This is a genomic window from Acidiphilium acidophilum (genome assembly GCF_033842475.1).
Taxonomy (GTDB): Bacteria; Pseudomonadota; Alphaproteobacteria; order Acetobacterales; family Acetobacteraceae; genus Acidiphilium; species Acidiphilium acidophilum.
On the sequence record NZ_JAWXYB010000001.1, the window covers coordinates 50,184 to 73,267 of the forward strand.

Genomic DNA, 23,084 nt, shown 5'->3' on the forward strand with positions numbered 1-23,084 from the left:
TAGATCGACGTCAGCGGTTCACCGGGATGACCCTTACCCTTCGGGGATGATGGCTCAATTCGCATTAGCAATGCACGCGGGCCTGAATTCAGCAGACCTGCGGTTGTGGCGAGGACGGCTCAAGGCGAGGGGGGTCGAGGAAGGTCGACGAGAGGATACCATCGTAATTTCACTTAAATCAAAATGGTCCGTCGCAGATTTTCGGATAAGCGCGACATATTCCAAAAACAGAAAGTCTTCGAAATCTCGGACGTATCGATTTTTGCACGGATGATAGAGGACATTATCACATAAAAGATTGTGACCGGTACAAAGCTTGTTGTACGGCTTCATTCCGTATACTAGAGTTAGAGAAAGTAAGGAGTTCTCATGCCACGCCCTCACACTGAAACCGGTCGCGTCGAATTGCGGCTCCGGCCCGAAGACAAGGCGACGCTCACACGCGCCGCGTCGCTCCGACGGCTTGACCTGACCGGCTATATTCTTGGCGCCGTGCTGCCGAAGGCTGCGGCGGAAGTCGCCGAAGCCGAACGACTCACGCTCTCCGAGCGCGACTCGATGCGCGTTCTTGCCCTTCTCGAAAACCCGCCCGCCGCGCCAGATCGTCTTGTGCGGGTTGCAAAGGCTGGCCTCACGCTCCGATGACTGCCCTTGTCTGGGAGGAAGCGGCGATTACTAAGCAGCATAATCGCGCGGGTTTCGATTGCGGAGATGCCGACCTTAATCTCTATGTGCGGAAATTTGCCCGGCAAAACCACGAAAGCGGCGGTGCCAAGTGCTTTGTCGCTGCCCCAGCCGACACGCCGGCGCGCATCCTCGGTTTTTACACGCTCAGCCCCGCCTCGCTTGAATATGCCCGCACGCCCACGCTCGCGAAAAAGGGCCTTGGGCGCTATGACGTGCCGGTGTTTCGGCTCGGCCGCCTGGCAGTCGATAACAGCGTGCAGGGCCGGGGGCTGGGCGGCGCTCTGCTGCTTCGTGCCGCTGACCGCTGCATTCGTGTAGCGCAGGATGTCGGCGGCGTTGCCCTGCTGATCGACGCAAAAGGCGACCGTGCCGCCAGATGGTATGAATCCTATGGCGCGCTTCGCCTGGAGGACGCGCCGCTATCGCTCGTTCTGCCGCTTGCGGTTGCCGCCGATGCGCTTGGACGGGCGAGATAAGACGGCTGCGGCCTAGTGAGGAATTGCGGGCTTATCTTTTGCAAGCCGGAACCCTTTAGTCGGGCTAGGTTTTTGGGAGCTATCGAAAGCCTTGATTTTCGAATGCTTGCTAGAGCTTCTGGTAATATCCTCTCCAGGGGGATAGGATATAGTCATGACAACAGAACTGCACACCTCACACTCTGAAATCCTCCAGCGCCTGCGCCGCGCCAGCGGGCACCTAGTGAAAGTCATCAGCATGATCGAGGAAGGCCGCCCCTGCCTCGACCTCGCGCAGCAATTACACGCTGTCGAAAGCGCGATTCACGAAGCGAAAAAAACCCTCATTCACGACCACCTCGATAACTGCATCGAGGCGGCGCTGAATCCAGCCGCCAAAAAAGGCGGCAAGCCTGTCGAAGATTTCAAAGCCATCACTCGCTATCTGTAACGAAGGAAGTCCATCATGAATGCAGATGCTCTCCTGCTCGTCTTAACTGTTGGTGTCGTCGGCGTGTTGCATACTGCTGTACCTGACCATTGGGTGCCGATCACGCTCATGTCGCGCCAGCGCGGCTGGACGAAGATGGAAACCGCAAAAGCGGCTTTGACGGCTGGAACCGGCCACGTTGTCACGACTCTCATCATCGCCCTTGTGGTCTGGGGCGCCGGCGTCGCGTTCGCCACCCGCTTCGGCCATTGGGTCGATACCGTCGCCAGCCTTCTCCTGACCGGCTTTGGCGGCTGGATTGCCATCTCATCATGGCGCGAGCTGCAAGGCGGCAAAGGCCACGGTCACAGCCATGGCGGCATTTTTGGGCATAGCCACGGGATTGAGCAACCTGATGTCTGGAAAATAGGGCGAGCGGGGGTCAGGCATCCTGGTAGTCCCACTTGATGTAGCCCTTGGTGTCGGCGGCCCATTTTTCATCGATTTCGACGAGGACGGCGCTGACGAGGCGTTCGAGGGAGGCTTCGTTGGGGAAGACCCTGATTTTGGTGGTGCGGCGTTTGAGTTCCTGCTGGATGCCGCGTTCCATGGGGTTGGAAGTGCGAAGCCGGCGCTGGTGGGGTTCTGGCAGTGTGAAGACGGTGAGGCCTTCGGGGATATTTCGTTCGAGCCAATCGGCGAGCTTTGGTGCGGTGTCGCGATAGGCATTGACGAGGGTTGTGAGAGCGATCTGGGCAGCGGCGAGGGAATTTGCGTTCCAGACGGTCCGGAGTTCTGCGCCGATGCGTTTGCGGATGGCGTGGTTGGGGGCGTGGTGGATGGCGTTTTGGGCGAGGTGGAACTGGCATCGTTGCCAGTGTGCGGCGCCGAAGACGGCGCGGCGTGCGGCGTGCAATCCGGCATGGTCATCGGAGACGATGAATTCGACGCCTCGCAGGCCACGCTGATGGAGGCTTTCGAGGAAGGCACGCCAATGGACTTCGGCCTCGGAAAGGGCGACCGAGACGCCGAGGACACGGCGGCGTTCATCGGGTCCGATGCCGATGGCCGAGAGCACGGCGGCATCGCGGACGACGCCATTATCGCGCATTTTTTCATATCTGGCGTCGAGGATGAGGTAGCGGATCTCGGCGAGGGGTCGGGTGCGCCAGGCGGCGAGTTCGTCATCGAGCAGCTTGCTGGCGCGGCTGACCTGAGCGGAGGAGAGGCTTTCGATGCCGAATTCGCGCATGACGGCCTCGACGTCGCGGGTGGAGACGCCTTTGATGTACATTTCGGCGACGGCGACCATGACGGCGCGGACCGAGCGTCGGCCGCGTTCGAGGGACTGTGGGTAGAAGGGTTCGCCCACGTGACCGGCGGTTTTGGGGACATCGACGGTGATCGACCCGGCCGGGGTATCGATCCGCTTGGGCTTGTAGCCATTGGCGTAACCCTGACGATCGGGGTTGCGCTCGTAGTGACTGGCGTGGAGGAAGCGTTCGCGCTCGATCTGCATGGCGAGTTCGAAGGTCCTGGCAAATACCGTGGCGATATCGCCTGCGCCGTTTTCGATCAGATGTTCCAAAAGTGCCTCGATAATCGTATCCTTTTTGGCGTCCATTCATCGGTCTCCATGTTGGTGTGAACAACTGCATGGAATACCAGAATGAACAGCCCTTGCCGGGGCATGCCCCGGCAAGGGCACCAACTCCCAACCCAAAATGAATTTCCAGACGTCAGGTTACACCACCTAGCCACGGAGGGCATGACGATCACGGCCATTCCGCCGACGGCATCCATGGGCCGGAACTGCAAAGCATCGACACAGGGCACGGGGTGGCCATGCTGTCAATATTCGAGGACGGTATCCCGCCGCATTTCCGGTTCACTGGCCTTGCTGTCGATTGGGTGAGGGCTGAGACAATCCGCGAAGGGGGCAAGCGCCAGTCTTTCACCTTCACCAATCGCGGAAAATATTGGGAATCCCTCGACGAAATTCCCGAGCCACACGGATTCGAGGTAGCTGTCACACTCGGTCACGGCGAGCATGACCATACCTATACCGTCCATTTTACCGAGCATGAACATGGTGGCCATGGACACGATCATGGCCATGACGATCACGATGAAGACAAACTCTACGCCCCGCTGGAAGGCGTTGCTGTTCTGTCTCGCCATGCACACCCGCACCGGCACGGCAGCGTCGTCCATAAGCATCAGCATGATCATGAGGCCGCGACCACCCACGACATCACGGCCGCGACAGAAACCACGCCGCCGGTACATCAGCACAAGCATAAAACCGGCACGCGGATGGCGCTGCTTCTAATCCTTGGGTCCTCGCCAATGGTCGAAGGGATTCCGGCGTTCTTCGCCGCAGGCCGCTTCGGCATTGCGGTGATCGCGCTTATGGCAGTCGTCTTTGGCATCAGCACAATCGTGACCTACGTGCTTCTGTGCGTCTATTCGGCCGCCGGCCTGCAGCGCGTGAGTCTCGGGCCGGTTGAACGCTATGGCGAAGTCATCAGCGGCGTGTTTATCGCCATCGTCGGCGTCGTATTCTGGATTTTCCCTGTAGTGTGATAGGGGGGCAGAGGTTCGTTCCAACATCAAAAATAACGATACGATACCAGTTCGACGATAACTTATGAGGACTCGAAAGTCTTGATTTTTGCATGACTCTTGGCTCGCGATGCCTGTGTGGCTGCGCTAATGTGCGGTATGCGAATCGCTTCATTGCTTCAACGTGGCCTCTGGCTCGAATACATAACCCTCGGCTGGAATGTCGTGGGCACACCCGTAATGCTGATCACGGCTGAAAAAGCAGGGTCAACAGCCCTTGTCGGTTTCGGGCTTGATAGTGCCATCGAAATTTTTGCGTCCGTTGTCGTCGTTTGGCAGCTCAAAGGCGTTGAACGAAGCCGGGAAGGCTTGGCGCTAAAACTTATCGGTGCTGCATTCATCGCGCTGGCAATATACGTCTTTGTGCAATCGGGGTGGGTACTGCTGACCGGCAGCCATCCAAAACCTTCGCTGTTTGGCATCGTCTGGCTCGCGGTGACGTGCGTCATCATGTTGTTACTGGCGTGGGGTAAGCTGACGACTGGTCGCCAGCTTGGCAATCCGGTGCTCACTACGGAAGCGCGCGTCACCGTAATCGATGCCGCTCTCGCTGCTGCTGTACTGGTAGGTGTCGGCCTCAATGCCCTCGCGGGATGGTGGTGGGCCGATCCTCTGGCTGGCTTGGTCATCGTGTATTACGGGGTGACGGAAGGCCGCGCCGCTTGGAAGCATGGCGCCGCATAAATCTTGATTTATGCGGTGCAAAACAAGGCTTGCGTGTTCATAAAATAGTCTCCTCAGACTTATTTCGTGAGAGCCATTTCTTTATGGCGCGCGTCTATGTCAAACCGTTTCGTTGGAGTGCAGCGCGCAGGCATGTGCGCCGGTGCCATCTTCAACCTGGAACGTCGCATGGCTGATTCCGTAATGCTCTTTCAATTCCTCGGCCGCCTCATGCAACAGCCCGTCATCCAGCCCCGCGCCTGGCCTGACCAGATGCGCGGTGAGCGCTGTCTCAGTTGTGCTCATGCCCCAAATATGGAGATCGTGGATGTCGGCCACGCCGGGCAACCCACGTAAAAAGGCCTCGACTTTTGCCGCATTCACGCCGGGCGGTACGGCGTCCAAAGCGAGGTTCATGGAATCACGCAGCAGTGACCAGGTGCCGACCACGATAATCGCGCTGACGACAAGGCTAATGGCCGGATCGACCCACAGCCAGCCCGTAAAATAGATCACGGCACCGGCGACCACCACGCCCAAGGCAACAAACGCATCAGACGCCATGTGCATGAACGCCCCCTTGATATTCAGGTCGTCCTTGCGGCCCGCCATGAACAGCAAGGCAGTGGCGCCGTTGATCATGATGCCAATCGCCGCGACCGCCATAATAATGGAGCCGCCGGATGGTTCTGGTTCGATCAGCCGGCGCAGGCCCTCCCAGGCTATCCCGCCGGTTACGATCAGCAGCACAATCGCATTGCTGAGGGCAGCGAGAATGGAGGATCGGCGCAACCCATACGTATAGCGCGTGCTGGGGCGCCGCCGTGCCAAGATGGAGGCCAGCCACGCACTGGCCAAGCCAAGCACATCGCCAAGGTTATGCCCGGCATCAGCCAGCAGTGCCAGCGAATGCGCCACGATGCCGTAAAACGCCTCGCCAACCACGTAAGCGAGGTTGAGCACGATGCCGATCGCGAACGCCTTCCCGAAATTTGCCGGGGTGTGCTGGTGTCCATGCCCGTGATGGTCATGCCCCTTATGGTCATCATGGTCATCATGATCATCGTGATCATCGTGGCCGTCTTGGTTGCCGACGGTGGCGTGCTGATGTGCGGACATAGGCTATTCTCCAGCTGGGATGGGGCGCGGTGAAGGGTTAAGGCGCAGTTCGGCGCGCGCTTGGCGAAGTATCTGCCAGCCGCCTTGCAGGCCTAGCGCCCCCATGACAGCGGCAACAATAATATCCGGCCAATCGGTATGGGTGCCGAACACGCCGGCCGCGGCGAGTAGGACGATCAGATTTCCGATGGCGTCATTGCGCGAACATATCCAGGCCGAGCGCCGGTTCGCGTCACCGCCGCGGTAACGCCACAGCATCAACGCGACACCGCCATTCGCAAGGAGAGCCGCGAAACCTACGCCCCCCATAACGACGGCGCTCGGTAATGTCCCGGCGTAAGCGTGCCAGACCGTGTTCGCGAGCACCCATGCCGCGAATGCCAGCATGGTCCAGCCTTTCGCCAGGGCAGCGCGGGAACGCCAAGCGAGTGAGCCTGAGCATGCAAAGCGATGGGTTTTCGGCGGTATTTGATCACGGTATTTGAGGTTTGGCCGAGAGGCGACCTCGCGGATCGTGGATAATCTGTGGGTAGGGAATTCCTTCCTTCCATTCATTCCTTGGTAAGACTGAAAGACCATTCCTCGGCGCCGACCTGCATTTGCTACCGCCGGGAGCGCAGGCAGGGTCAAGGAGGCTCCGCGCCGCAGGCGTGGATGCCTTGACGCTGCCGAGCACCCGGCGATGCTGGGCAGGGGTGGGCCGGAAGGATCAGCCGCTGGATGCCTGAGTTTCGATGTGGGCGATCAGTGCCTGGAAGTGATCGACGAATTCCGGGTCGTAGTACTGCGGTTCCTCGAGGGCGAACGCGATGACTTTGCGGTAACACTCGATCGCCTGGCGATGGTCCCCCTTGGCCTGATGCAGCCGGCCCAGGCACTCGTAGCCGTCGTGGACGTTGGGGAAGCGTGCCAGAACGTCGTGGGCGCCCCGTTCAGCCTCATCGAATTGCTTCGCCTCGATCAAAGCAAACACCGCATTGGCGGCATCATCCAGATCGTGGTTGCAGTCCTCGCAGAGATGGGCCGAGAGGGGCGACACTGCGGCGCTTGCGGCGCGCGCGCGGGCCTCACGGGCGGTTGCCTCATCTTGAGCCATGCAGCAGCGCTTGTATTTCTTGCCGCTGCCGCAGGGACAGAGATTATTGCGTCCGACTTTGGTCATCCCGCCAATTTCAATTCAAAGGATGGTGCCCCTTGTATCAAGCAGTGCTGGCTGATGCCAAGTTTCATGAACAGTTGCTCCTGTTTGATCGCGATATCGCGGCGGCCGCCCGGGCGTCAGGATGCACGACATGCGGTGGCGTCCTTCATTCGGCGCAATTTCAGCGCAAACCGCGCGGTGGTCCCCCAGGTTTGAGTGAGGCGTTCGGCCAACGCTTCAGCTTCTGCTGCGCGATCGACGGTTGTCGCAAGCGAACCACCCCGGCATCGCTGCGCTTTCTGGGTCGTAAGGTTTATCTCGCCACAGTGGTGACGTTGATTTCGGCGATGTGCCATGGGCCCACCGCCACCCGCCTGCGGCAATTGTCAGCCACGCTCGGGATCGATCGGCGGACGGTCGCGCGCTGGCGCGTCTGGTGGCTCTCGACATTCACGTCCGAGGAGAGCGCGTTCCGCCCGATTGCCGCGGCAGCCTTCATGCCTCCGGTCGACACCGCAACTCTGCCAGCCTCGGTGCTCGCTCGTTTTCGCGGCGGCATCGAACAACAGCTCGTCTCCCTGCTTCGGTTCCTGGGGCCGTTGACCGGCGGAGCCTCGGCGATGCGCGCTTTCTGACGGGCGTCGCCGACCCGCAGAAGATGCACGTCGCCGACGATCGGCGAGGTGCTTACCGTAGGCCCGCTGATTGTTTTGGAGGGCGGACGTGACGGAACGAGGCAGATCGCGTGTTCAGGATCGCTGGGCGCAACTGCGGTTCTCGGTGATCGGTCACTTGTTGGCCGCACCGCCGGAGGCGGGCGCGCTACGCGCGGCCCTGAAGCAACTGGCGGCCCGTGAATGGCGGCATCCGAGTACCGGTGAACCGGTTCGCTTTGGTGTCTCGACGATCGAGCGCTGGTTCTACATCGGCCGGAATGAGCGCCAAGACCCGGTGGGTGTGCTGCGGCGCAAACGCCGCGAGGACGCCGGTCAGCAGGCGTCGATGACTGATGAGCTCCGCGAAGCCTTGCGAGCTCAATATCAAGCCCACAAGAGCTGGAGTGTGCGGTTGCATCACGACAACCTCGTCGCCCTGGCCGAGACCCGGTCAGAACTGCGCCCGGTGCCCTCCTACGCCACGGTCCGGCGCTTCCTGACGACCCACGGCATGACCAAGCGGTCCCCGATGACGGCGCGCCAGACCGCCGGTGCCCTGGCTGCCGCAGCCAGGCTCGATGCCCGGGAGGTCCGCAGCTATGAGTGCGAGTATGTGAACGGGACCTGGCACTGGGATTGTCATTCCGGTTCGCGCAAGGTGCTGACACCGCGAGGGGAGTGGCGAACGCCGATCCTGTTCGGCGTGCTCGATGACCGCTCGCGGTTGGCCTGCCACCTGCAATGGTATCTGTCCGAGAGCGCGGAGGTCATTGCCCACGGTCTGTCGCAGGCCATGCAGAAGCGCGGCATGCCCCGCTCGGCCATGAGTGACAACGGCGCGGCGATGACGGCGACCGAGATCACCGAAGGTCTCGCCCGGCTCGGCGTGGTTCATCAGACCACGCTGCCCTACAGCCCCTACATGAACGGCAAGCAGGAGGTCCTCTGGGGATCGGTCGAGGGTCGGCTGATGGCCATGCTCGAAGGTGTCAATGACCTCACCCTGGCCCGGCTCAACGAGGCGACCCAGGCCTGGGTAGACTACGACTACAATCGCAAGCACCACAGCGAGATCGACGCCACCCCCCTGGCGCGCTTTCTCGCCGGCCCCACCGTGACACGACCATGCCCGGATGCCGCAACTCTGAGACTGGCGTTCACCCGCAGCGAGCAGCGGACCTTGCGAAGGAGCGATGGCACGATCGTCATCGAAGGCCGCCGGTTCGAAGTGCCGAACCAATATCGGCACCTCACCACATTGGAGGTCCGCTTCGCCGCCTGGGATCTTACCTTGGTTCACCTCGTCGATCCGCAAACCGGCACCGTGCTCTGCAGGCTGTTCCCCCAGGACAAGGCCGCCAACGCCAACGGTCTGCGCCGCGGTTTGCAGCCTGTCAGCGCTGACCCGGTCGCGCCGCCGGCCCGCGGGATCGCGCCGTTGCTGGCCGACATGATCAAGCGGCAAGCGGCAACCGGATTGCCCCCAGCCTATCTCCACAAAGACGAAGGAGACGACGCGTGAACAACAAACTGCTCGCACTGTACGGTCTCAAGTGGAACCCGTTCACGCCCAACGTGCCGACCGAGGCTCTGCATGTCTCGCCTCGTCTGGAGTCGTTCTGTTGGCGCGTCCAGCATCTTGCCGGCGAAGGCGGCTTCGCCCTGGTCACCGGTGCGCCGGGTTCCGGCAAATCGGCCGCCTTGCGGATCCTGGCCGCGTCGCTGGCAACATTGCGCGACGTGACCGTCGGCGTGATCAGCCGGCCTCAGGCCAACATCGCCGATTTCTACCGCGAGATGGGCGAGTTGTTCGGCGTCGAGTTGCGCCCGCATAATCGCTGGGGTGGCGCTAAAATCCTGCGCCAACGCTGGCAGGCTCATATCCAGACGACCCTCTCCAGGCCGGTACTGCTGGTCGATGAAGCCCAGGAGATGCAGCCCGCCGTCCTCGCTGAACTCCGCCTCCTCGCCTCAGCTGACCTCGATTCCCACATCCTCCTGACCATCGTCCTGGCCGGCGACGGACGGCTCGCCGAACGCCTGCGCTCCGAGGAGTTCCTCCCTCTCGCCAGCCGCATGCGTGTCCGCCTGGCAATCGAACGCGCCACCCCCCAGGATCTGCAGGAGACCCTGCAGCTTGCCATCCGCCAGGCCGGCGCCCCCACCCTGATGACCCCGGAAGTGATCGCGACGATCTGCGATCACGCCCAAGGCAATCTACGAACCCTGATGATCATGGCGGCCGACCTGCTGGACGCCGCTGCACAGCGCGAGGCGCGTCAGATCGACGAGACGCTGTTCTTCGAAACCTTCGCCATACCCACGCCAAACACAACCAAGGCGACCGCCCGCCAACGGCGATGACCCCGCTTCCGGTCCAGCCAGCCTACCACCTCACCGACCGCCCCGAGCAGCACCGCTGGCTCGTCGAGGGACTGTGGGCCGAAGAAGCCGTCGGCATCATCGGCGGGGAACCCAAATGCTGCAAATCTTTCCTCGCCCTCGATCTGGCCGTCGCCGTCGCCGCGGGCGTCCCTTGTCTGCGCCGCTTCGCCGTGACACGCCCCGGCCGCGTCCTGCTCTACCCCGCCGAGGACGCGCTTCACATTGTCCGCCAGCGCCTCGAAAGCATCTGTGCGGCCGCCGGTACCCAACTCGCCGCACTCGATGTTCAGGTGATCACCGCACCCAGCCTGCGCCTCGATCTCGAAGACGACCGCGCGCGTCTCGCCGACACCATCGCCAGGCTGAAACCGCGGCTCCTCGTGCTCGATCCGTTCGTGCGCCTGCACCGCATCGATGAGAACGTCAGCGGCGAAGTCGCACCCCTGCTCGCCTTCCTGCGCGACATGCAGCGGCACCATGCTATCGCCGTCGCTGTCGTCCACCATGCAAAAAAAGGCGCCGGGACACTCCGCGCCGGTCAGGCCCTGCGCGGATCATCCGAGTTCCACGCCTGGGGCGATTCCAACCTCTATCTCCGCCGCGATGGCGACGATCGCATCATCCTCACCCCAGAGCATCGCGCCGCGCCCGCCATGCCCAGCATCACACTCGAACTGAACCAGCACGAGACTGCCTTGGCACTCGAACCCATTCACGCGAGCGAACCATCACCCGACAATGCCACACCAAAATCCCTCGACGATCGCATCACCGCCGCCCTCGCCGAAACCGGCCAGCCCCAGCCGTTCACCGATCTCCGCGCCCGCTGCCGCATCCGCGCCGCCACCCTCTATCAGCGCCTCACCGCGATGATCGACAACGGCTGCGTCATCAAATCCCCCGACGGATACCGCCTCACCAAAAACTGACCCCAGTCCCGCCAGGGCATCAACCGCGATTAAGGCACGGCAAACCTCAACCACCGCGCCAACCAGGCCCCGCATCACCAATGCATACTTCCGCTTCCCGCTTCCCGGCCCCCCTACAGAACACGGGAAGTGGAACCCGGAAGTCCATAAGATTTCGCGACCGGAGGACCATCAAACAACGTGATCCTGCTCACGAGCGCCATTCCGGCAACACCCAGGCTGATGGCGTAATTGGCGAAATCGCCAAGAAAATCGAGCGCGTCCGCCTGCAAAGCTGCCGACCCCGCCGCGGCCCCGGCGACGATCTCGCCAGCAAAAAACCCGCCATTGACGATCAACGCGATCAAGAGAACGCGCCGCCATCCCGGGTCCAGGACGGGCGTGGCCGTAGCAGGCGCGCAACAGCTTTTAGACATGCTCATCCTCGACGAAGCAGTGAAAAATGGTGTATGCACCCTGTAGCAGCTACAGGGTCAAGACCATGGATCATGACAATTTGAGCATCGGCGATCTGGCGCGCGCGACCGACACCAAGGTTGAGACGGTCCGGTACTACGAGAAAGCGGGCCTACTCCCCGAACCCTCACGCACTGCAGGAAATTATCGCGCCTACCGAGCCGAACATCTGGCGCGGTTGAGCTTCGTGCGCCGGGCACGCGATCTCGGGTTTTCATTGGATCAGGTACGCGAATTGTTGCGTCTGGCTGATCAAAAAGACCAATCTTGCGCGCAAATCGACATCATCGCCCGCAGTCACCTGGCCGAAGTGGATCGTAAAATCACGGATTTGATCGCGTTGGGGAACGAGTTGCGACAGATTGTTGGGCAATGCAGGCACGGCACGGTCGCTGAATGCAGGATCATCGAGGCGTTATCGCCAGACTGATCGTCACAGCAAAGGCATTCGCTTGGTGGACACCGTATTGATTAGCCTGCTGCGGCCTGTTGCCAAAACGTCATGATGAGGCCGCCGATCACGATAAAAGCGCCACCAACTAAAATCGGCACCGTAGGCGCTTGGCCAAAGGCAAAATATGAGATGGCCTGGGCCGCCACAAAGAATAACGCCACATATACACCAAGCAAGCGGCCGAAATCCCAACCGGGAAGATTGACCACGACGCCATAAACAAACAGCGTCACCGCACCCGCAACAAACCAAAGCCCGCGCGGCATTCCGCTCACGCCAAGCCCTTTGCGAATAAGAGCGTCCCCGCCGGATTCCAAAAAGGCGGCAAGGGTAAGCATGAGCAGGGCAGGCAGAATCTGGTCCTGTCAATCGTCGAAAAAATGTGCGTTCAGTTAATCGAGGTGGTCATCGGATCGGCAAAAATCCGATTCTTGGCTAGAGACCCCGTCGATAAAGAGCTTCTTAAGCCTGGAAGCCTGATAGGTTTCCAACTATCCCGAGCGTTTGCCGCTGCACTAACGAACGGCTGCTTTAGAGAAATGGCACAGCTTGCCATAACGGCCGGGTTGAGCGCATTGTACGCAAGCAAGGACGAATTGCTATAAACCAATCTCCACTGAAGCACCATTGACGGTTTTTAATAGCTCGTAAGGGGATATTATCGACCTTAATATGCTCTCAAGAAGCACAGTACTTGCACTTCGACTCAATTTCCTATAGGCTCTCAAGAGCTAATTAAACGGCATAATGCGCCCTTGAGGAAGTATGACCGCTCGCAACCCACTTCTGGCGTCTCCGCCCTTTGCCGTGGAGGATTCCCTCGTGCGCCTTGGGCAGCGCCTACGCACGGCTAGGCTCCGCCGTAACCTCACCGTTGCCGAAGTCGGCAAGAAGATCGGCGCGGGCTCGCGCGCCGTTGGCGACGCCGAAAAGGGCAAACCCTCGACGAGCGTCGCCGTCTATGCCGCGCTGCTGTGGGCGTTCGATTTGATCCGAGATCTGGATACCGTTGCTGACCCTTCGCACGACGTCGAAGGAATCGCGTTGGCAAAGCGTCAAACGCGCATTCGCGCCCGCCAGACAGGCGGACTCGACAATGACTTCTGACGGAACCGCCACCGAATGCTTTGTCTACATCACGCTGCCCGGCGCGACCGAGCCGCTGACTGCGGGCCGGTTTGTTCAAGAGCGTCAACGCAGCGGCCTGATCCTCGGCCGCTTCGTCTATGGCCGTAGCTATCTCGCACGGCAGGACGCCGTCGCCTTTGACCCCGGCGAACTTAAGCTCTCCGATCGTACCTATGAGACGGTAGCATTGGGCGGCGTTTTTGGCGCGCTCCGCGATGCGGGCCCCGACTATTGGGGGCGGCGCGTGATCGAGCGCCATGCCGGCAAGCCGCAGCTGGGCGAACTCGATTATCTACTCCACTCCCCTGACGACAGGGCGGGGGCGCTCGGCTTTGGTTTGAACCAAGTGCCGCCAGCGCCGCTGCGCGCGTTCAACAGGACGATTCAGCTCGCCAAGCTTCAGGCGATCGCGGACGCCATCATCGCCGACGAGGTGCCGCAGACAGGCGTAGAAGCCGCGCAGGTCGAAGAACTGTTGTTGGTCGGGACGTCGGTGGGCGGCGCACGTCCAAAGGCCGTCGTCGAAGATGATGACGGACTCTGGATCGCGAAGTTCAATCGCAAAGACGACCGTTGGAACATGGCGCGCATTGAGCATGCCATGCTGATGCTTGCCCGAGCGTGCGGCCTCAGCACCGCCGAAAGCCGTCTCGACAACATCGGCGACCGCGACGTGCTGCTGGTGAAACGCTTCGATCGGGAGCGCGCCGGCGGCGGTTACCACCGCGCGCGCATGATCAGCGGCCTCACACTTCTGCGCACCGATGATGCACCGGGAAATCGCGGTCGCTGGTCGTATGTGCTGTTGGTCGAAGAGCTGCGCCGCGCCAGCGCGCGTCCCGACGCCGACGCGCAAGAGCTCTTTAGGCGCATGTGCTTCAACGCCCTGATCTCCAACGCAGACGATCATCCGCGCAATCACGCGATGATTGCCAAGCATACCGGCTGGCGCTTGTCGCCGGCCTACGACCTGACGCCAACATCACCTGTGAGCCAGGATCATCGCGATCTCGCCTTGCTGATCGGCGACCAAGGCAGGTTCGCCAACGCGCAAAACCTGCTCTCTCAATGCAGTCGCTTCATGCTGACCCGTGAGGCTGCGGAGGCGATCATCATGGAGATGACGCGCAAGGTACGGGATCGCTGGTATGAGATCGCGCGCAGCACCGGCGTCACCGAAACTGATTGCGCGCTGATCGCGGGGGCTTTCGCCTATCCGGGGTTCCAGACCCAATCAGGAAACTGACGCATCATCATCATCATCAGCAGCAGCGGCATGAGCAAGTGTTGGCCCTCTGAGAGCCGATGAGCCAGGCGCAGGTCCCCGGGGACGGCGACTTTCGGGTGTAGCAATTCTGCCGATCTATGACCGGGATGCGCGCAAATGCGAAGGGCGGCTCCTCGACGCTCAAATCAAGGAGCCTAAAATCCCTAGACCTCTGTGCCTTCTGCCAGTGCGAGGGCATCCTCGACATCGACGCCCAGATATCGAACCGTGCTCTCAAGTTTGGTGTGGCCGAGCAAAATCTGCACAGCCCTCAGGTTGCCGGTTTGTTTGTAAATAATGGATGCCTTGGTTCGACGCAGCGAGTGGGTGCCATAGTCCTGCCTTAGCAATCCAATCCCGGTTACCCACTCATCAACAAGTCGAGCATATTGGCGCGTGCTGACATGGTCGTTGTGATTGATTCTGCTGGGAAACACGAAGTCATCCAGTGTTCCTCCGCGGCATTCAAGCCAAGCGAGAATGCTAGCCCTGGCAGGCTCCAGAAGCTCAAATTGGACGGGCCTGCCAGTCTTCTGTTGAACAACAATCGCTCGTGAACGAACCCGACCACCGCTCACAAGGTCGCCAATTTTCATTTTCACAACATCACAGCCTCTCAGCTTGCTGTCGATTGCCAGATCAAACATAGCCCGGTCACGTAATCGCCCCTCGTTGTTTAACCAGAACCTGATGGCCCATACCTGCTGGAGTTTCAAACCCCGCTTAGCGCCAACTAATCGGCCGGCGTTCCATGGACGTTTGCCTTTGCTACCAGGATCATACTCTGAATGTCCCATTTTGATCTCCTTTCCGCCGGCCGTTATTGGTCGGTTTGAGAAGAAAAGAGGCTAATACCAACCGCCCTAACGCGTAACCTGTGCCCAATCTCTAGTCCCGATTGAGGTAATTTTTGCAGGATCGCTGACGAGGAAGTTCCAAGCGTTTTTGGCTGCATTGCGCATGTCCTGATAGCTGTTCCAGACGAGGCTGCTCAGCTTGTTTCCGCGCAGATAATCCCAGACATTTTCCATTGGATTGAGTTCGGGGGCGTAGGGCGGTAGTGGTATCAGGGTCATGTTGTCGGGCACGATCAGGCGTTCGCCTGGCTGGTGCCAGCCAGCACCGTCGCAGACCAGGATCGCGTGGGCGGAGGCCGCGATTTGGGTGCTGATTTCCTTGAGGTGTTCGTTCATCGCCTCGGTATTCACGCTCGGCATGATGATGGCAGCACCGACCCCGCGCGCCGGACAAATTGCCCCAAAGATATACAGGCTATCATGGCGGGTATCACGTACCATCGCCGGCCGCGAGCCGGTTTCGGCCCAGACATACTCGATCGAGTCTGCCGGTGGTGTAACCTGACGTCTGGAAATTCATTTTGGGTTGGGAGTTGGTGCCCTTGCCGGGGCATGCCCCGGCAAGGGCTGTTCATTCTGGTATTCCATGCAGTTGTTCACACCAACATGGAGACCGATGAATGGACGCCAAAAAGGATACGATTATCGAGGCACTTTTGGAACATCTGATCGAAAACGGCGCAGGCGATATCGCCACGGTATTTGCCAGGACCTTCGAACTCGCCATGCAGATCGAGCGCGAACGCTTCCTCCACGCCAGTCACTACGAGCGCAACCCCGATCGTCAGGGTTACGCCAATGGCTACAAGCCCAAGCGGATCGATACCCCGGCCGGGTCGATCACCGTCGATGTCCCCAAAACCGCCGGTCACGTGGGCGAACCCTTCTACCCACAGTCCCTCGAACGCGGCCGACGCTCGGTCCGCGCCGTCATGGTCGCCGTCGCCGAAATGTACATCAAAGGCGTCTCCACCCGCGACGTCGAGGCCGTCATGCGCGAATTCGGCATCGAAAGCCTCTCCTCCGCTCAGGTCAGCCGCGCCAGCAAGCTGCTCGATGACGAACTCGCCGCCTGGCGCACCCGACCCCTCGCCGAGATCCGCTACCTCATCCTCGACGCCAGATATGAAAAAATGCGCGATAATGGCGTCGTCCGCGATGCCGCCGTGCTCTCGGCCATCGGCATCGGACCCGATGAACGCCGCCGTGTCCTCGGCGTCTCGGTCGCCCTTTCCGAGGCCGAAGTCCATTGGCGTGCCTTCCTCGAAAGCCTCCATCAGCGTGGCCTGCGAGGCGTCGAATTCATCGTCTCCGATGACCATGCCGGATTGCACGCCGCACGCCGCGCCGTCTTCGGCGCCGCACACTGGCAACGATGCCAGTTCCACCTCGCCCAAAACGCCATCCACCACGCCCCCAACCACGCCATCCGCAAACGCATCGGCGCAGAACTCCGGACCGTCTGGAACGCAAATTCCCTCGCCGCTGCCCAGATCGCTCTCACAACCCTCGTCAATGCCTATCGCGACACCGCACCAAAGCTCGCCGATTGGCTCGAACGAAATATCCCCGAAGGCCTCACCGTCTTCACACTGCCAGAACCCCACCAGCGCCGGCTTCGCACTTCCAACCCCATGGAACGCGGCATCCAGCAGGAACTCAAACGCCGCACCACCAAAATCAGGGTCTTCCCCAACGAAGCCTCCCTCGAACGCCTCGTCAGCGCCGTCCTCGTCGAAATCGATGAAAAATGGGCCGCCGACACCAAGGGCTACATCAAGTGGGACTACCAGGATGCCTGACCCCCGCTCGCCCTATTTTCCAGACATCAGGTTGCTCAATCCTTCTGCCCGACCCGCGCTTCGTCCTTACATGAGGGTTTGGCTGTCAATGGTGATTTTGCAGATGGCACTCCTTAAATCCGGTTTTCAACATCAACGTAGTTCGCAGGTCCAGGGCGATCTTTAATCTCGCAGCTATGCTGCGTCACCTTACATGCGGTCGGGTCCAACAACACCGGATCCGTGACCATAATGCCTCATTCACGAGGCGTAGCCCTGGTGAGACGCGACCCACCTGAAACGCGGTGGCTGGGGGCCACCAAAGAAGAAGACGGTCGCGCACCCCGCATTACCGTCGGCAGTTATCCCACCAACGGCAATTCTGTCAGCTTATGCCATAGTGTCTGCTTGGGCCTTGATCTCGACGCCGTCGGGCAGCAGTCCGGTTTCGACGTAACGCCAGAGCGCGATCAACAATTTTCTTGCCATTGCGACGATCGCAATTCGCCGGGTGCGCCCTTGCAGCGTGCCGACCCGCTCGCGGAACCAAGCTGCGAGCGCGCTGCCCGGCTGGTAGCGAAGCCACAGCCACGCAAGCTGGATCAGCGTCGTACGTGCGCGCGGATTGCCGGCACGTCCGATATGTCGATCACGAACCATGCTGCCGCTTTGATACGGCATCGGTGCGATACCGACGTAGCTGGCGAGCTGGCGGCGGTTGTCAAACGGGCGGTAGAGCACCTCGCGCACCAGCACGGCGGAGAAGTTTTCGCCAATGCCGCGGATGCGTTGTAACGCCGATATTTTCTGGACGATCGTGTCGTCAAACGTCGCAGCCTGCCGTGCAGTCCGCTCAGCCTCTACCTCCCTGATCTGCTCCAAAGCTAAAACGAGCCGACGCCGCAGGCGGTCGATCTCGGCTCGCAGCAAAGGTGGCAACGGGCGGCCGTCAGCAGTTTGCAGTGCCTCGACGTCGCGTTCCCAGGAGCGCAGGGACGGTCTTCCCCGTATGCCCTGGGTAAACAGCAATGCCTCGATGGTATTTTCAATGCGCTGCTTTTCTTGGACCAGACGTTCGCGTTCTCGGTGCGGACGCTTGGCATCCTCCTCTTCGGGGGTTGGAACGCGCACCATGCTGCATACTTGCCGATCGCCCGCCAGCCACGCCGCCAGCACGCGAAGCATGCCTTCGGCATCAAGCCGATCGGTCTTGGCGCGGCGTGCGCGCCGGTTGACCAGGATGCTGGTCGGTTCGAGCACGTAGGCATCGACACCATGCGCCGTCAGCAATCTGTGCAGCCAGAACCCGTCCCGGCCTGCCTCAAAACAACACGCAACGCCGATGTCACTATGACCCGATTTGGCCGACTCTCGCGTCCGTACCGACGTGATCAACGCCAGGAGTGCGGCGCTCTCGCCCCCTTCGATGCGATGCAGACGCGCCTTCTCGCTACCACCAGGCGTCCGCACGGCAACAAGCCAAGACGAGACGCTGAGTTCGATAGCGATACGAATAGTATTATTGAACGACATGACAACAGACTCCTCTCTCAGTGGTTGCGGATGCCTGCCATTATGCACAAAACACTTGGCGCCACCGCCCTCATAGCATCTGAAACCACACCTCGATTGATTTGCCGGCCGCCGAGGCTGGCAGCGCATCGCAGCTCAGGCTGGCGAAGTTTTTTTAAAAGTCTCCTGCGCCGCCGCATCTTTCTTTGGGTGGAAAGGGCGCGGCTGTAGCCGGGTCAGGCCCAGTTGGCGTAACCACTTGCCGATCGTGCGCTCATGCACTTCCACCGAAAACCGCCGCGCCACCAGCGCCTTCAGATCAACGCAGCGCCAGCGCACAACCTTGTCGGTCTCTGGATCAGGGCCCTTGATCACCAAGGCCTTCAACTCCTGCATTTGCGCCTCGCTCAGCTCCGGTCGACGCCCCGAACCTACCCGTGACGTTAAGCCACTCACCCCTTCGGCATTGTAGCGACGCACCCAGTCGCGCAATATCTGACGCTGCATGCCGCTCAACGCAGCTGCCTCCGCACGCGATTTGCCCTCAAGCACCAGCGCCAATGCCGAAAGCCGGCGAACCACATCGCCGTCGCGCTGGCGCGACATCAAACGGCGTAAATCGGCCGCCGTATGATCATGATTGGTGATCGCCAATGCCTGCGACATGATCCCTCCGTCCTCGCGAATCGACAGAAATCATTCAAACACAGCCACAAAAATTTGAGAATCCCCCGCGAGTCAACCGTTTAGCCGGTTGGTATAAGGCCCACCTTGGGAAGCTGGCCGAATCCGGCTGGTCAGGTTTGGAGAACGCTTTGTCGACAAGCGTATATTCATCCGAGAGACTCGCTGCGGGTGAGGCAGAATAATCTGCCGGGTACCGTCGGATTAAACCTCGGAAAGAAAACAAAAAAAGAGCCGAATGGTGTACTTCGCGTTTCGGTCATATCTTTTGAAGGCTGCAATCCATTGGTTTTCTTTGGACACGCTGCGTTTACAGAAGTCTGAACTGGGCCCCGAAAATGGGACCACCGGCTTAATTGGAGGAGGCGTCGCTCTTTCGTGGTAAACGGAGCGAATTATGAGCAAAACCAGACGGACGATTGATGCGGCGTTGAAGGCGAAGATTGCCTTGGAAGCGTTGCGTGAGCAGGCGACGGTGGCCGATTTGGCGACCCGCTATCAGGTTCACCCGAACCAGATTTACGCGTGGAAGAAGCAGTTGCAGGAGCATGCGGCGCGCGCGTTTGATCCGAAGATCGGCCAGGACGCCGAGGCGGCCTCGAGCCGGGCGATCGAGAAGCTGCACGCGAAGATCGGACAGCTGACGATTGAGAACGATTTTTTCGCAAAGAGGTTCGGCAAATGAGCGCACCGGACCGTAGAGCGAAGCTCGACCGGCACCATCCCGATCTATCGGTCCGCCGGCAATGCGAAATGCTGCATGTGGCCCGATCTGGAGTGTATCGAGCGCGCCGGCCGGCGAATGACAACGATCTCGAACTGATGCGCCGGATTGATGAATTATTCCTGCGGCACCCGTTTCTGGGGTCGCGACGGCTGGTGGCGCTGCTGAGGGCCGATGGCTTGCGCGTGAACCGCAAGCGGGTGCGGCGGCTGATGCGTCTGATGGGGATCGTGCCGCTAGGTCCCAAGCCGCGGACCAGCAAGCCGGGTGCGGGTCACAAAATCTATCCGTATCTACTGCGGGATCTGAAGATCGACCGGCCAAATCAGGTGTGGTGCGCCGATATCACGTACTTGCCGATCGGCCGGGGGTTTCTGTATTTGGTGGCGATCATGGACTGGTATAGCCGTGCGGTGCTGGCCTGGCGGGTATCGAACACGATGGATGTCAGCTTCTGCGTCTCGGCGCTGGAAGATGCGTTGGCGCGGTTCGGCAAGCCGGAGATCTTCAATACTGATCAAGGCGCGCAGTTCACCTCGGCGGAATTCACCGGTGTGCTGAGCGCGGCGGGAATCCGGATCTCGATGGACGGCAGGTGGTGTAACCTGACGTCTGGAAATTCATTTTGGGTTGGGAGTTGGTGCCCTTGCCGGGGCATGCCCCGGCAAGGGCTGTTCATTCTGGTATTCCATGCAGTTGTTCACACCAACATGGAGACCGATGAATGGACGCCAAAAAGGATACGATTATCGAGGCACTTTTGGAACATCTGATCGAAAACGGCGCAGGCGATATCGCCACGGTATTTGCCAGGACCTTCGAACTCGCCATGCAGATCGAGCGCGAACGCTTCCTCCACGCCAGTCACTACGAGCGCAACCCCGATCGTCAGGGTTACGCCAATGGCTACAAGCCCAAGCGGATCGATACCCCGGCCGGGTCGATCACCGTCGATGTCCCCAAAACCGCCGGTCACGTGGGCGAACCCTTCTACCCACAGTCCCTCGAACGCGGCCGACGCTCGGTCCGCGCCGTCATGGTCGCCGTCGCCGAAATGTACATCAAAGGCGTCTCCACCCGCGACGTCGAGGCCGTCATGCGCGAATTCGGCATCGAAAGCCTCTCCTCCGCTCAGGTCAGCCGCGCCAGCAAGCTGCTCGATGACGAACTCGCCGCCTGGCGCACCCGACCCCTCGCCGAGATCCGCTACCTCATCCTCGACGCCAGATATGAAAAAATGCGCGATAATGGCGTCGTCCGCGATGCCGCCGTGCTCTCGGCCATCGGCATCGGACCCGATGAACGCCGCCGTGTCCTCGGCGTCTCGGTCGCCCTTTCCGAGGCCGAAGTCCATTGGCGTGCCTTCCTCGAAAGCCTCCATCAGCGTGGCCTGCGAGGCGTCGAATTCATCGTCTCCGATGACCATGCCGGATTGCACGCCGCACGCCGCGCCGTCTTCGGCGCCGCACACTGGCAACGATGCCAGTTCCACCTCGCCCAAAACGCCATCCACCACGCCCCCAACCACGCCATCCGCAAACGCATCGGCGCAGAACTCCGGACCGTCTGGAACGCAAATTCCCTCGCCGCTGCCCAGATCGCTCTCACAACCCTCGTCAATGCCTATCGCGACACCGCACCAAAGCTCGCCGATTGGCTCGAACGAAATATCCCCGAAGGCCTCACCGTCTTCACACTGCCAGAACCCCACCAGCGCCGGCTTCGCACTTCCAACCCCATGGAACGCGGCATCCAGCAGGAACTCAAACGCCGCACCACCAAAATCAGGGTCTTCCCCAACGAAGCCTCCCTCGAACGCCTCGTCAGCGCCGTCCTCGTCGAAATCGATGAAAAATGGGCCGCCGACACCAAGGGCTACATCAAGTGGGACTACCAGGATGCCTGACCCCCGCTCGCCCTATTTTCCAGACATCAGGTTGCTCAATCTGGACGGCAAGGGACGCTGGATGGACAATGTGTTCATCGAGCGGCTCTGGCGATCGTTGAAATACGAGGACCTCTACATCAAGTTCTATGCCGATGGGAGCGAGGCGCGTGCCGGGATTTCTCAATGGATGGCCTTTTACAATAATCAACGCCCCCATCAGGCGTTGAGCAATCGGGTGCCGATGGAGGTCTGGCGCGAAGAGATGATCGGCGCGCTGCCGCCGATGGCTGTGGATATGACGCTGGTCCTTCGGTCCAGCTTGGACAACGCTAACGCGTTGCCCACATACCCACAGCCACAACAGCAACAAGCAGCGTGACATAAATGGAAATCAGAACGGCGCCACTTCCACCTTAATTCCACTCGCCGTTGGTCCTCACCGCAGGGTCCAGTTCAGTCTTGATTTATGCGACAGCCGTTTTCACCACATGAGACGCCCAATGGGCAAACGGCGGCCGCCAAAAGCAGTTATTGACCAATGCAGCCCTATGCCTCCCCGATCATCGAAGAGAATTGTTTGAAATCAACCGCACCTGGATATTTTTTCCCATTGAATATGAAAGTTGGCGTCGCATCGACATGATAGACTTTTTCGGCCCGCTTACGCTCACCAATGATGAATTTTTGCAACGGCACGCTGGTTACCGCCGCATTGAAGGTAGCGCGATCCATGCCAGCCAAGGCTGCGAATTTGAACAAGGCATTCTGATATTCGGGGAGCGTTTTCAGTTTGGGATCATAAGCCCACTCATATTGGTGAGAAAACAGCATCGCGTTGAACGCGACATAGCGACTTTCAGGGAGCGAACGGGCGACTGCAGCGGCCATAATCGACACGCTATCCAGCGGAAAATCTCTAAAAATGTAGTATAATTTTCCGGTTTTCACATAAGCGGGAATGATTTTCGGCAAAGTGTGGGCTGCAAACTCGGCGCAATGTGGGCAACCCATCGAAAAATATTCGATGACTTTTAGGTTGGCGTTTGGATTGCCGATCGCGCGCAAACCCATCGGGTTGGGTTGTCCCGCCGCGAGGCTGGTCACCGGTGCGAGTGCGGCAGCACCGACTAGGGATAGTGTGTTACGACGCGAAATAAGCATATGGGCCTCTATATATTGTGGTTTAAGATACACCATACGGGGCCGTTCTTGCAATCAGCCAACCCCAGGATACCAACTTATA

At 60.1% G+C, this 23,084-nt stretch carries 28 protein-coding genes and 1 pseudogene; 18 read left to right on the plus strand and 11 right to left on the minus strand.

Features of this window, described 5'->3' with window-relative positions; genetic code table 11:
- Positions 1–369: 369 nt before the first annotated feature.
- The 4 genes from SIL87_RS00260 to SIL87_RS00275 all read left to right on the plus strand — a co-directional run bounded on the left by SIL87_RS00260 (position 370) and on the right by SIL87_RS00275 (position 2,040).
- On the plus strand, positions 370–645 hold the full coding sequence (locus tag SIL87_RS00260) for a type II toxin-antitoxin system TacA family antitoxin (protein ID WP_265638015.1): 276 nt from the start codon (positions 370–372) through the stop codon (positions 643–645).
- Complete coding sequence (locus tag SIL87_RS00265; protein ID WP_265638017.1) at positions 642–1,163, plus strand: GNAT family N-acetyltransferase; 522 nt, start codon at positions 642–644, stop codon at positions 1,161–1,163. Before SIL87_RS00260 ends, SIL87_RS00265 begins: the two co-directional genes overlap by 4 nt.
- A 154-nt stretch (positions 1,164–1,317) precedes the next feature.
- Entirely contained in the window at positions 1,318–1,593 is a 276-nt protein-coding gene (locus SIL87_RS00270; protein WP_319612344.1) for a metal-sensing transcriptional repressor, read from the plus strand.
- A gap of 15 nt (positions 1,594–1,608) precedes the next feature.
- Complete coding sequence (locus tag SIL87_RS00275; protein WP_319612345.1) at positions 1,609–2,040, plus strand: hypothetical protein; 432 nt, start codon at positions 1,609–1,611, stop codon at positions 2,038–2,040.
- Here SIL87_RS00275 and SIL87_RS00280 read toward each other — a convergent pair.
- Positions 2,015–3,196 carry an IS256 family transposase gene (locus tag SIL87_RS00280; protein WP_319612316.1) on the minus strand — a complete coding sequence of 394 codons (1,182 nt, stop codon included), beginning with the start codon at positions 3,194–3,196 and terminating at the stop codon, positions 2,015–2,017. The two genes, SIL87_RS00275 and SIL87_RS00280, sit on opposite strands and share 26 nt — an antisense overlap.
- A gap of 215 nt (positions 3,197–3,411) precedes the next feature.
- On the opposite strand from SIL87_RS00280, the gene SIL87_RS00285 reads away from it, so the two are divergent.
- Positions 3,412–4,158 carry a hypothetical protein gene (locus tag SIL87_RS00285; RefSeq protein ID WP_319612346.1) on the plus strand — a complete coding sequence of 249 codons (747 nt, stop codon included), beginning with the start codon at positions 3,412–3,414 and terminating at the stop codon, positions 4,156–4,158.
- 138 nt (positions 4,159–4,296) lie between these two features.
- Positions 4,297–4,881, plus strand: coding sequence for a cation transporter (locus SIL87_RS00290; RefSeq protein WP_319612347.1), 585 nt, complete (start codon positions 4,297–4,299; stop codon positions 4,879–4,881).
- A 99-nt stretch (positions 4,882–4,980) separates the two neighbouring features.
- Here the strand turns inward: SIL87_RS00290 and SIL87_RS00295 are convergent, their stop codons facing one another.
- From SIL87_RS00295 to SIL87_RS00305, 3 genes are all read right to left on the minus strand, one after another.
- The gene (locus tag SIL87_RS00295) at positions 4,981–5,979 is read right to left on the minus strand and encodes a cation diffusion facilitator family transporter (protein WP_319612348.1); all 999 of its coding nucleotides are present in this window, start codon (positions 5,977–5,979) and stop codon (positions 4,981–4,983) included.
- A 3-nt stretch (positions 5,980–5,982) separates the two neighbouring features.
- On the minus strand, positions 5,983–6,558 hold the full coding sequence (locus SIL87_RS00300; RefSeq protein WP_319612429.1) for a cation transporter: 576 nt from the start codon (positions 6,556–6,558) through the stop codon (positions 5,983–5,985).
- A 130-nt stretch (positions 6,559–6,688) separates the two neighbouring features.
- A complete protein-coding gene (locus SIL87_RS00305; protein ID WP_319612349.1) occupies positions 6,689–7,141 on the minus strand; it encodes an SEC-C metal-binding domain-containing protein in 453 nt (150 codons plus the stop codon).
- A gap of 191 nt (positions 7,142–7,332) precedes the next feature.
- On the opposite strand from SIL87_RS00305, the gene SIL87_RS00310 reads away from it, so the two are divergent.
- The 4 genes from SIL87_RS00310 to SIL87_RS00325 all read left to right on the plus strand — a co-directional run bounded on the left by SIL87_RS00310 (position 7,333) and on the right by SIL87_RS00325 (position 11,090).
- Positions 7,333–7,755, plus strand: a complete 423-nt coding sequence (locus SIL87_RS00310; RefSeq protein ID WP_319612350.1) for a hypothetical protein — start codon at positions 7,333–7,335, stop codon at positions 7,753–7,755.
- An 88-nt stretch (positions 7,756–7,843) separates the two neighbouring features.
- Positions 7,844–9,298 carry a DDE-type integrase/transposase/recombinase gene (locus SIL87_RS00315; protein ID WP_319612351.1) on the plus strand — a complete coding sequence of 485 codons (1,455 nt, stop codon included), beginning with the start codon at positions 7,844–7,846 and terminating at the stop codon, positions 9,296–9,298.
- Positions 9,295–10,140: an ExeA family protein gene (locus SIL87_RS00320; protein WP_319612352.1), complete on the plus strand. Its 846-nt coding sequence runs from the start codon at positions 9,295–9,297 to the stop codon at positions 10,138–10,140. Before SIL87_RS00315 ends, SIL87_RS00320 begins: the two co-directional genes overlap by 4 nt.
- On the plus strand, positions 10,137–11,090 hold the full coding sequence (locus tag SIL87_RS00325) for an AAA family ATPase (protein WP_319612353.1): 954 nt from the start codon (positions 10,137–10,139) through the stop codon (positions 11,088–11,090). The genes SIL87_RS00320 and SIL87_RS00325 overlap by 4 nt, the downstream gene beginning before the upstream one ends.
- Before the next feature lie 113 nt (positions 11,091–11,203).
- Here SIL87_RS00325 and SIL87_RS00330 read toward each other — a convergent pair whose 3' ends face one another.
- Complete coding sequence (locus tag SIL87_RS00330) at positions 11,204–11,437, minus strand: cation transporter (RefSeq protein WP_319612354.1); 234 nt, start codon at positions 11,435–11,437, stop codon at positions 11,204–11,206.
- Between the two features lie 134 nt (positions 11,438–11,571).
- Between SIL87_RS00330 and SIL87_RS00335 the strand changes: the two genes are divergently transcribed.
- Positions 11,572–11,976 (plus strand): MerR family transcriptional regulator, encoded by a 405-nt coding sequence (locus SIL87_RS00335; protein ID WP_319612355.1) that lies wholly within the window; start codon positions 11,572–11,574, stop codon positions 11,974–11,976.
- 41 nt (positions 11,977–12,017) lie between these two features.
- On the opposite strand, the gene SIL87_RS00340 is transcribed toward SIL87_RS00335, so the two are convergent.
- Positions 12,018–12,338, minus strand: coding sequence for a hypothetical protein (locus SIL87_RS00340; RefSeq protein WP_319612356.1), 321 nt, complete (start codon positions 12,336–12,338; stop codon positions 12,018–12,020).
- A 427-nt stretch (positions 12,339–12,765) separates the two neighbouring features.
- Between SIL87_RS00340 and SIL87_RS00345 the strand changes: the two genes are divergently transcribed.
- Both SIL87_RS00345 and SIL87_RS00350 read left to right on the plus strand, forming a co-directional pair.
- On the plus strand, positions 12,766–13,107 hold the full coding sequence (locus SIL87_RS00345) for a helix-turn-helix domain-containing protein (protein ID WP_265638022.1): 342 nt from the start codon (positions 12,766–12,768) through the stop codon (positions 13,105–13,107).
- Positions 13,097–14,374: a type II toxin-antitoxin system HipA family toxin gene (locus SIL87_RS00350; RefSeq protein ID WP_319612357.1), complete on the plus strand. Its 1,278-nt coding sequence runs from the start codon at positions 13,097–13,099 to the stop codon at positions 14,372–14,374. Before SIL87_RS00345 ends, SIL87_RS00350 begins: the two co-directional genes overlap by 11 nt.
- Before the next feature lie 185 nt (positions 14,375–14,559).
- On the opposite strand, the gene SIL87_RS00355 is transcribed toward SIL87_RS00350, so the two are convergent.
- Both SIL87_RS00355 and SIL87_RS00360 read right to left on the minus strand, forming a co-directional pair.
- Complete coding sequence (locus SIL87_RS00355; protein WP_286705482.1) at positions 14,560–15,192, minus strand: tyrosine-type recombinase/integrase; 633 nt, start codon at positions 15,190–15,192, stop codon at positions 14,560–14,562.
- Positions 15,193–15,258: 66 nt separating this feature from the next.
- Complete coding sequence (locus SIL87_RS00360) at positions 15,259–15,768, minus strand: IS630 family transposase (protein ID WP_319612430.1); 510 nt, start codon at positions 15,766–15,768, stop codon at positions 15,259–15,261.
- 104 nt (positions 15,769–15,872) lie between these two features.
- Between SIL87_RS00360 and SIL87_RS00365 the strand changes: the two genes are divergently transcribed.
- A complete protein-coding gene (locus SIL87_RS00365; RefSeq protein ID WP_319612316.1) occupies positions 15,873–17,054 on the plus strand; it encodes an IS256 family transposase in 1,182 nt (393 codons plus the stop codon).
- A gap of 369 nt (positions 17,055–17,423) precedes the next feature.
- On the opposite strand, the gene SIL87_RS00370 is transcribed toward SIL87_RS00365, so the two are convergent.
- The gene (locus tag SIL87_RS00370) at positions 17,424–18,566 is read right to left on the minus strand and encodes an IS110 family RNA-guided transposase (RefSeq protein ID WP_319612358.1); all 1,143 of its coding nucleotides are present in this window, start codon (positions 18,564–18,566) and stop codon (positions 17,424–17,426) included.
- Between the two features lie 135 nt (positions 18,567–18,701).
- Positions 18,702–19,211, minus strand: a complete 510-nt coding sequence (locus SIL87_RS00375) for an IS630 family transposase (protein WP_265638298.1) — start codon at positions 19,209–19,211, stop codon at positions 18,702–18,704.
- Positions 19,212–19,626: 415 nt separating this feature from the next.
- Between SIL87_RS00375 and SIL87_RS00380 the strand changes: the two genes are divergently transcribed.
- The 4 genes and pseudogenes from SIL87_RS00380 to SIL87_RS00395 all read left to right on the plus strand — a co-directional run.
- A complete protein-coding gene (locus SIL87_RS00380) occupies positions 19,627–19,914 on the plus strand; it encodes a transposase (protein WP_319612359.1) in 288 nt (95 codons plus the stop codon).
- On the plus strand, positions 19,911–20,726 hold the full coding sequence (locus SIL87_RS00385; protein ID WP_319612360.1) for an IS3 family transposase: 816 nt from the start codon (positions 19,911–19,913) through the stop codon (positions 20,724–20,726). Before SIL87_RS00380 ends, SIL87_RS00385 begins: the two co-directional genes overlap by 4 nt.
- Complete coding sequence (locus tag SIL87_RS00390) at positions 20,678–21,859, plus strand: IS256 family transposase (RefSeq protein ID WP_319612316.1); 1,182 nt, start codon at positions 20,678–20,680, stop codon at positions 21,857–21,859. The genes SIL87_RS00385 and SIL87_RS00390 overlap by 49 nt, the downstream gene beginning before the upstream one ends.
- 43 nt (positions 21,860–21,902) lie before the next feature.
- Positions 21,903–22,094 (plus strand): annotated as a pseudogene (locus SIL87_RS00395) (integrase core domain-containing protein); the annotation flags it as partial.
- A 293-nt stretch (positions 22,095–22,387) separates the two neighbouring features.
- On the opposite strand, the gene SIL87_RS00400 reads toward SIL87_RS00395, so the two are convergent.
- Positions 22,388–23,002, minus strand: coding sequence for a DsbA family protein (locus tag SIL87_RS00400; RefSeq protein WP_319612361.1), 615 nt, complete (start codon positions 23,000–23,002; stop codon positions 22,388–22,390).
- Positions 23,003–23,084: the final 82 nt, after the last annotated feature.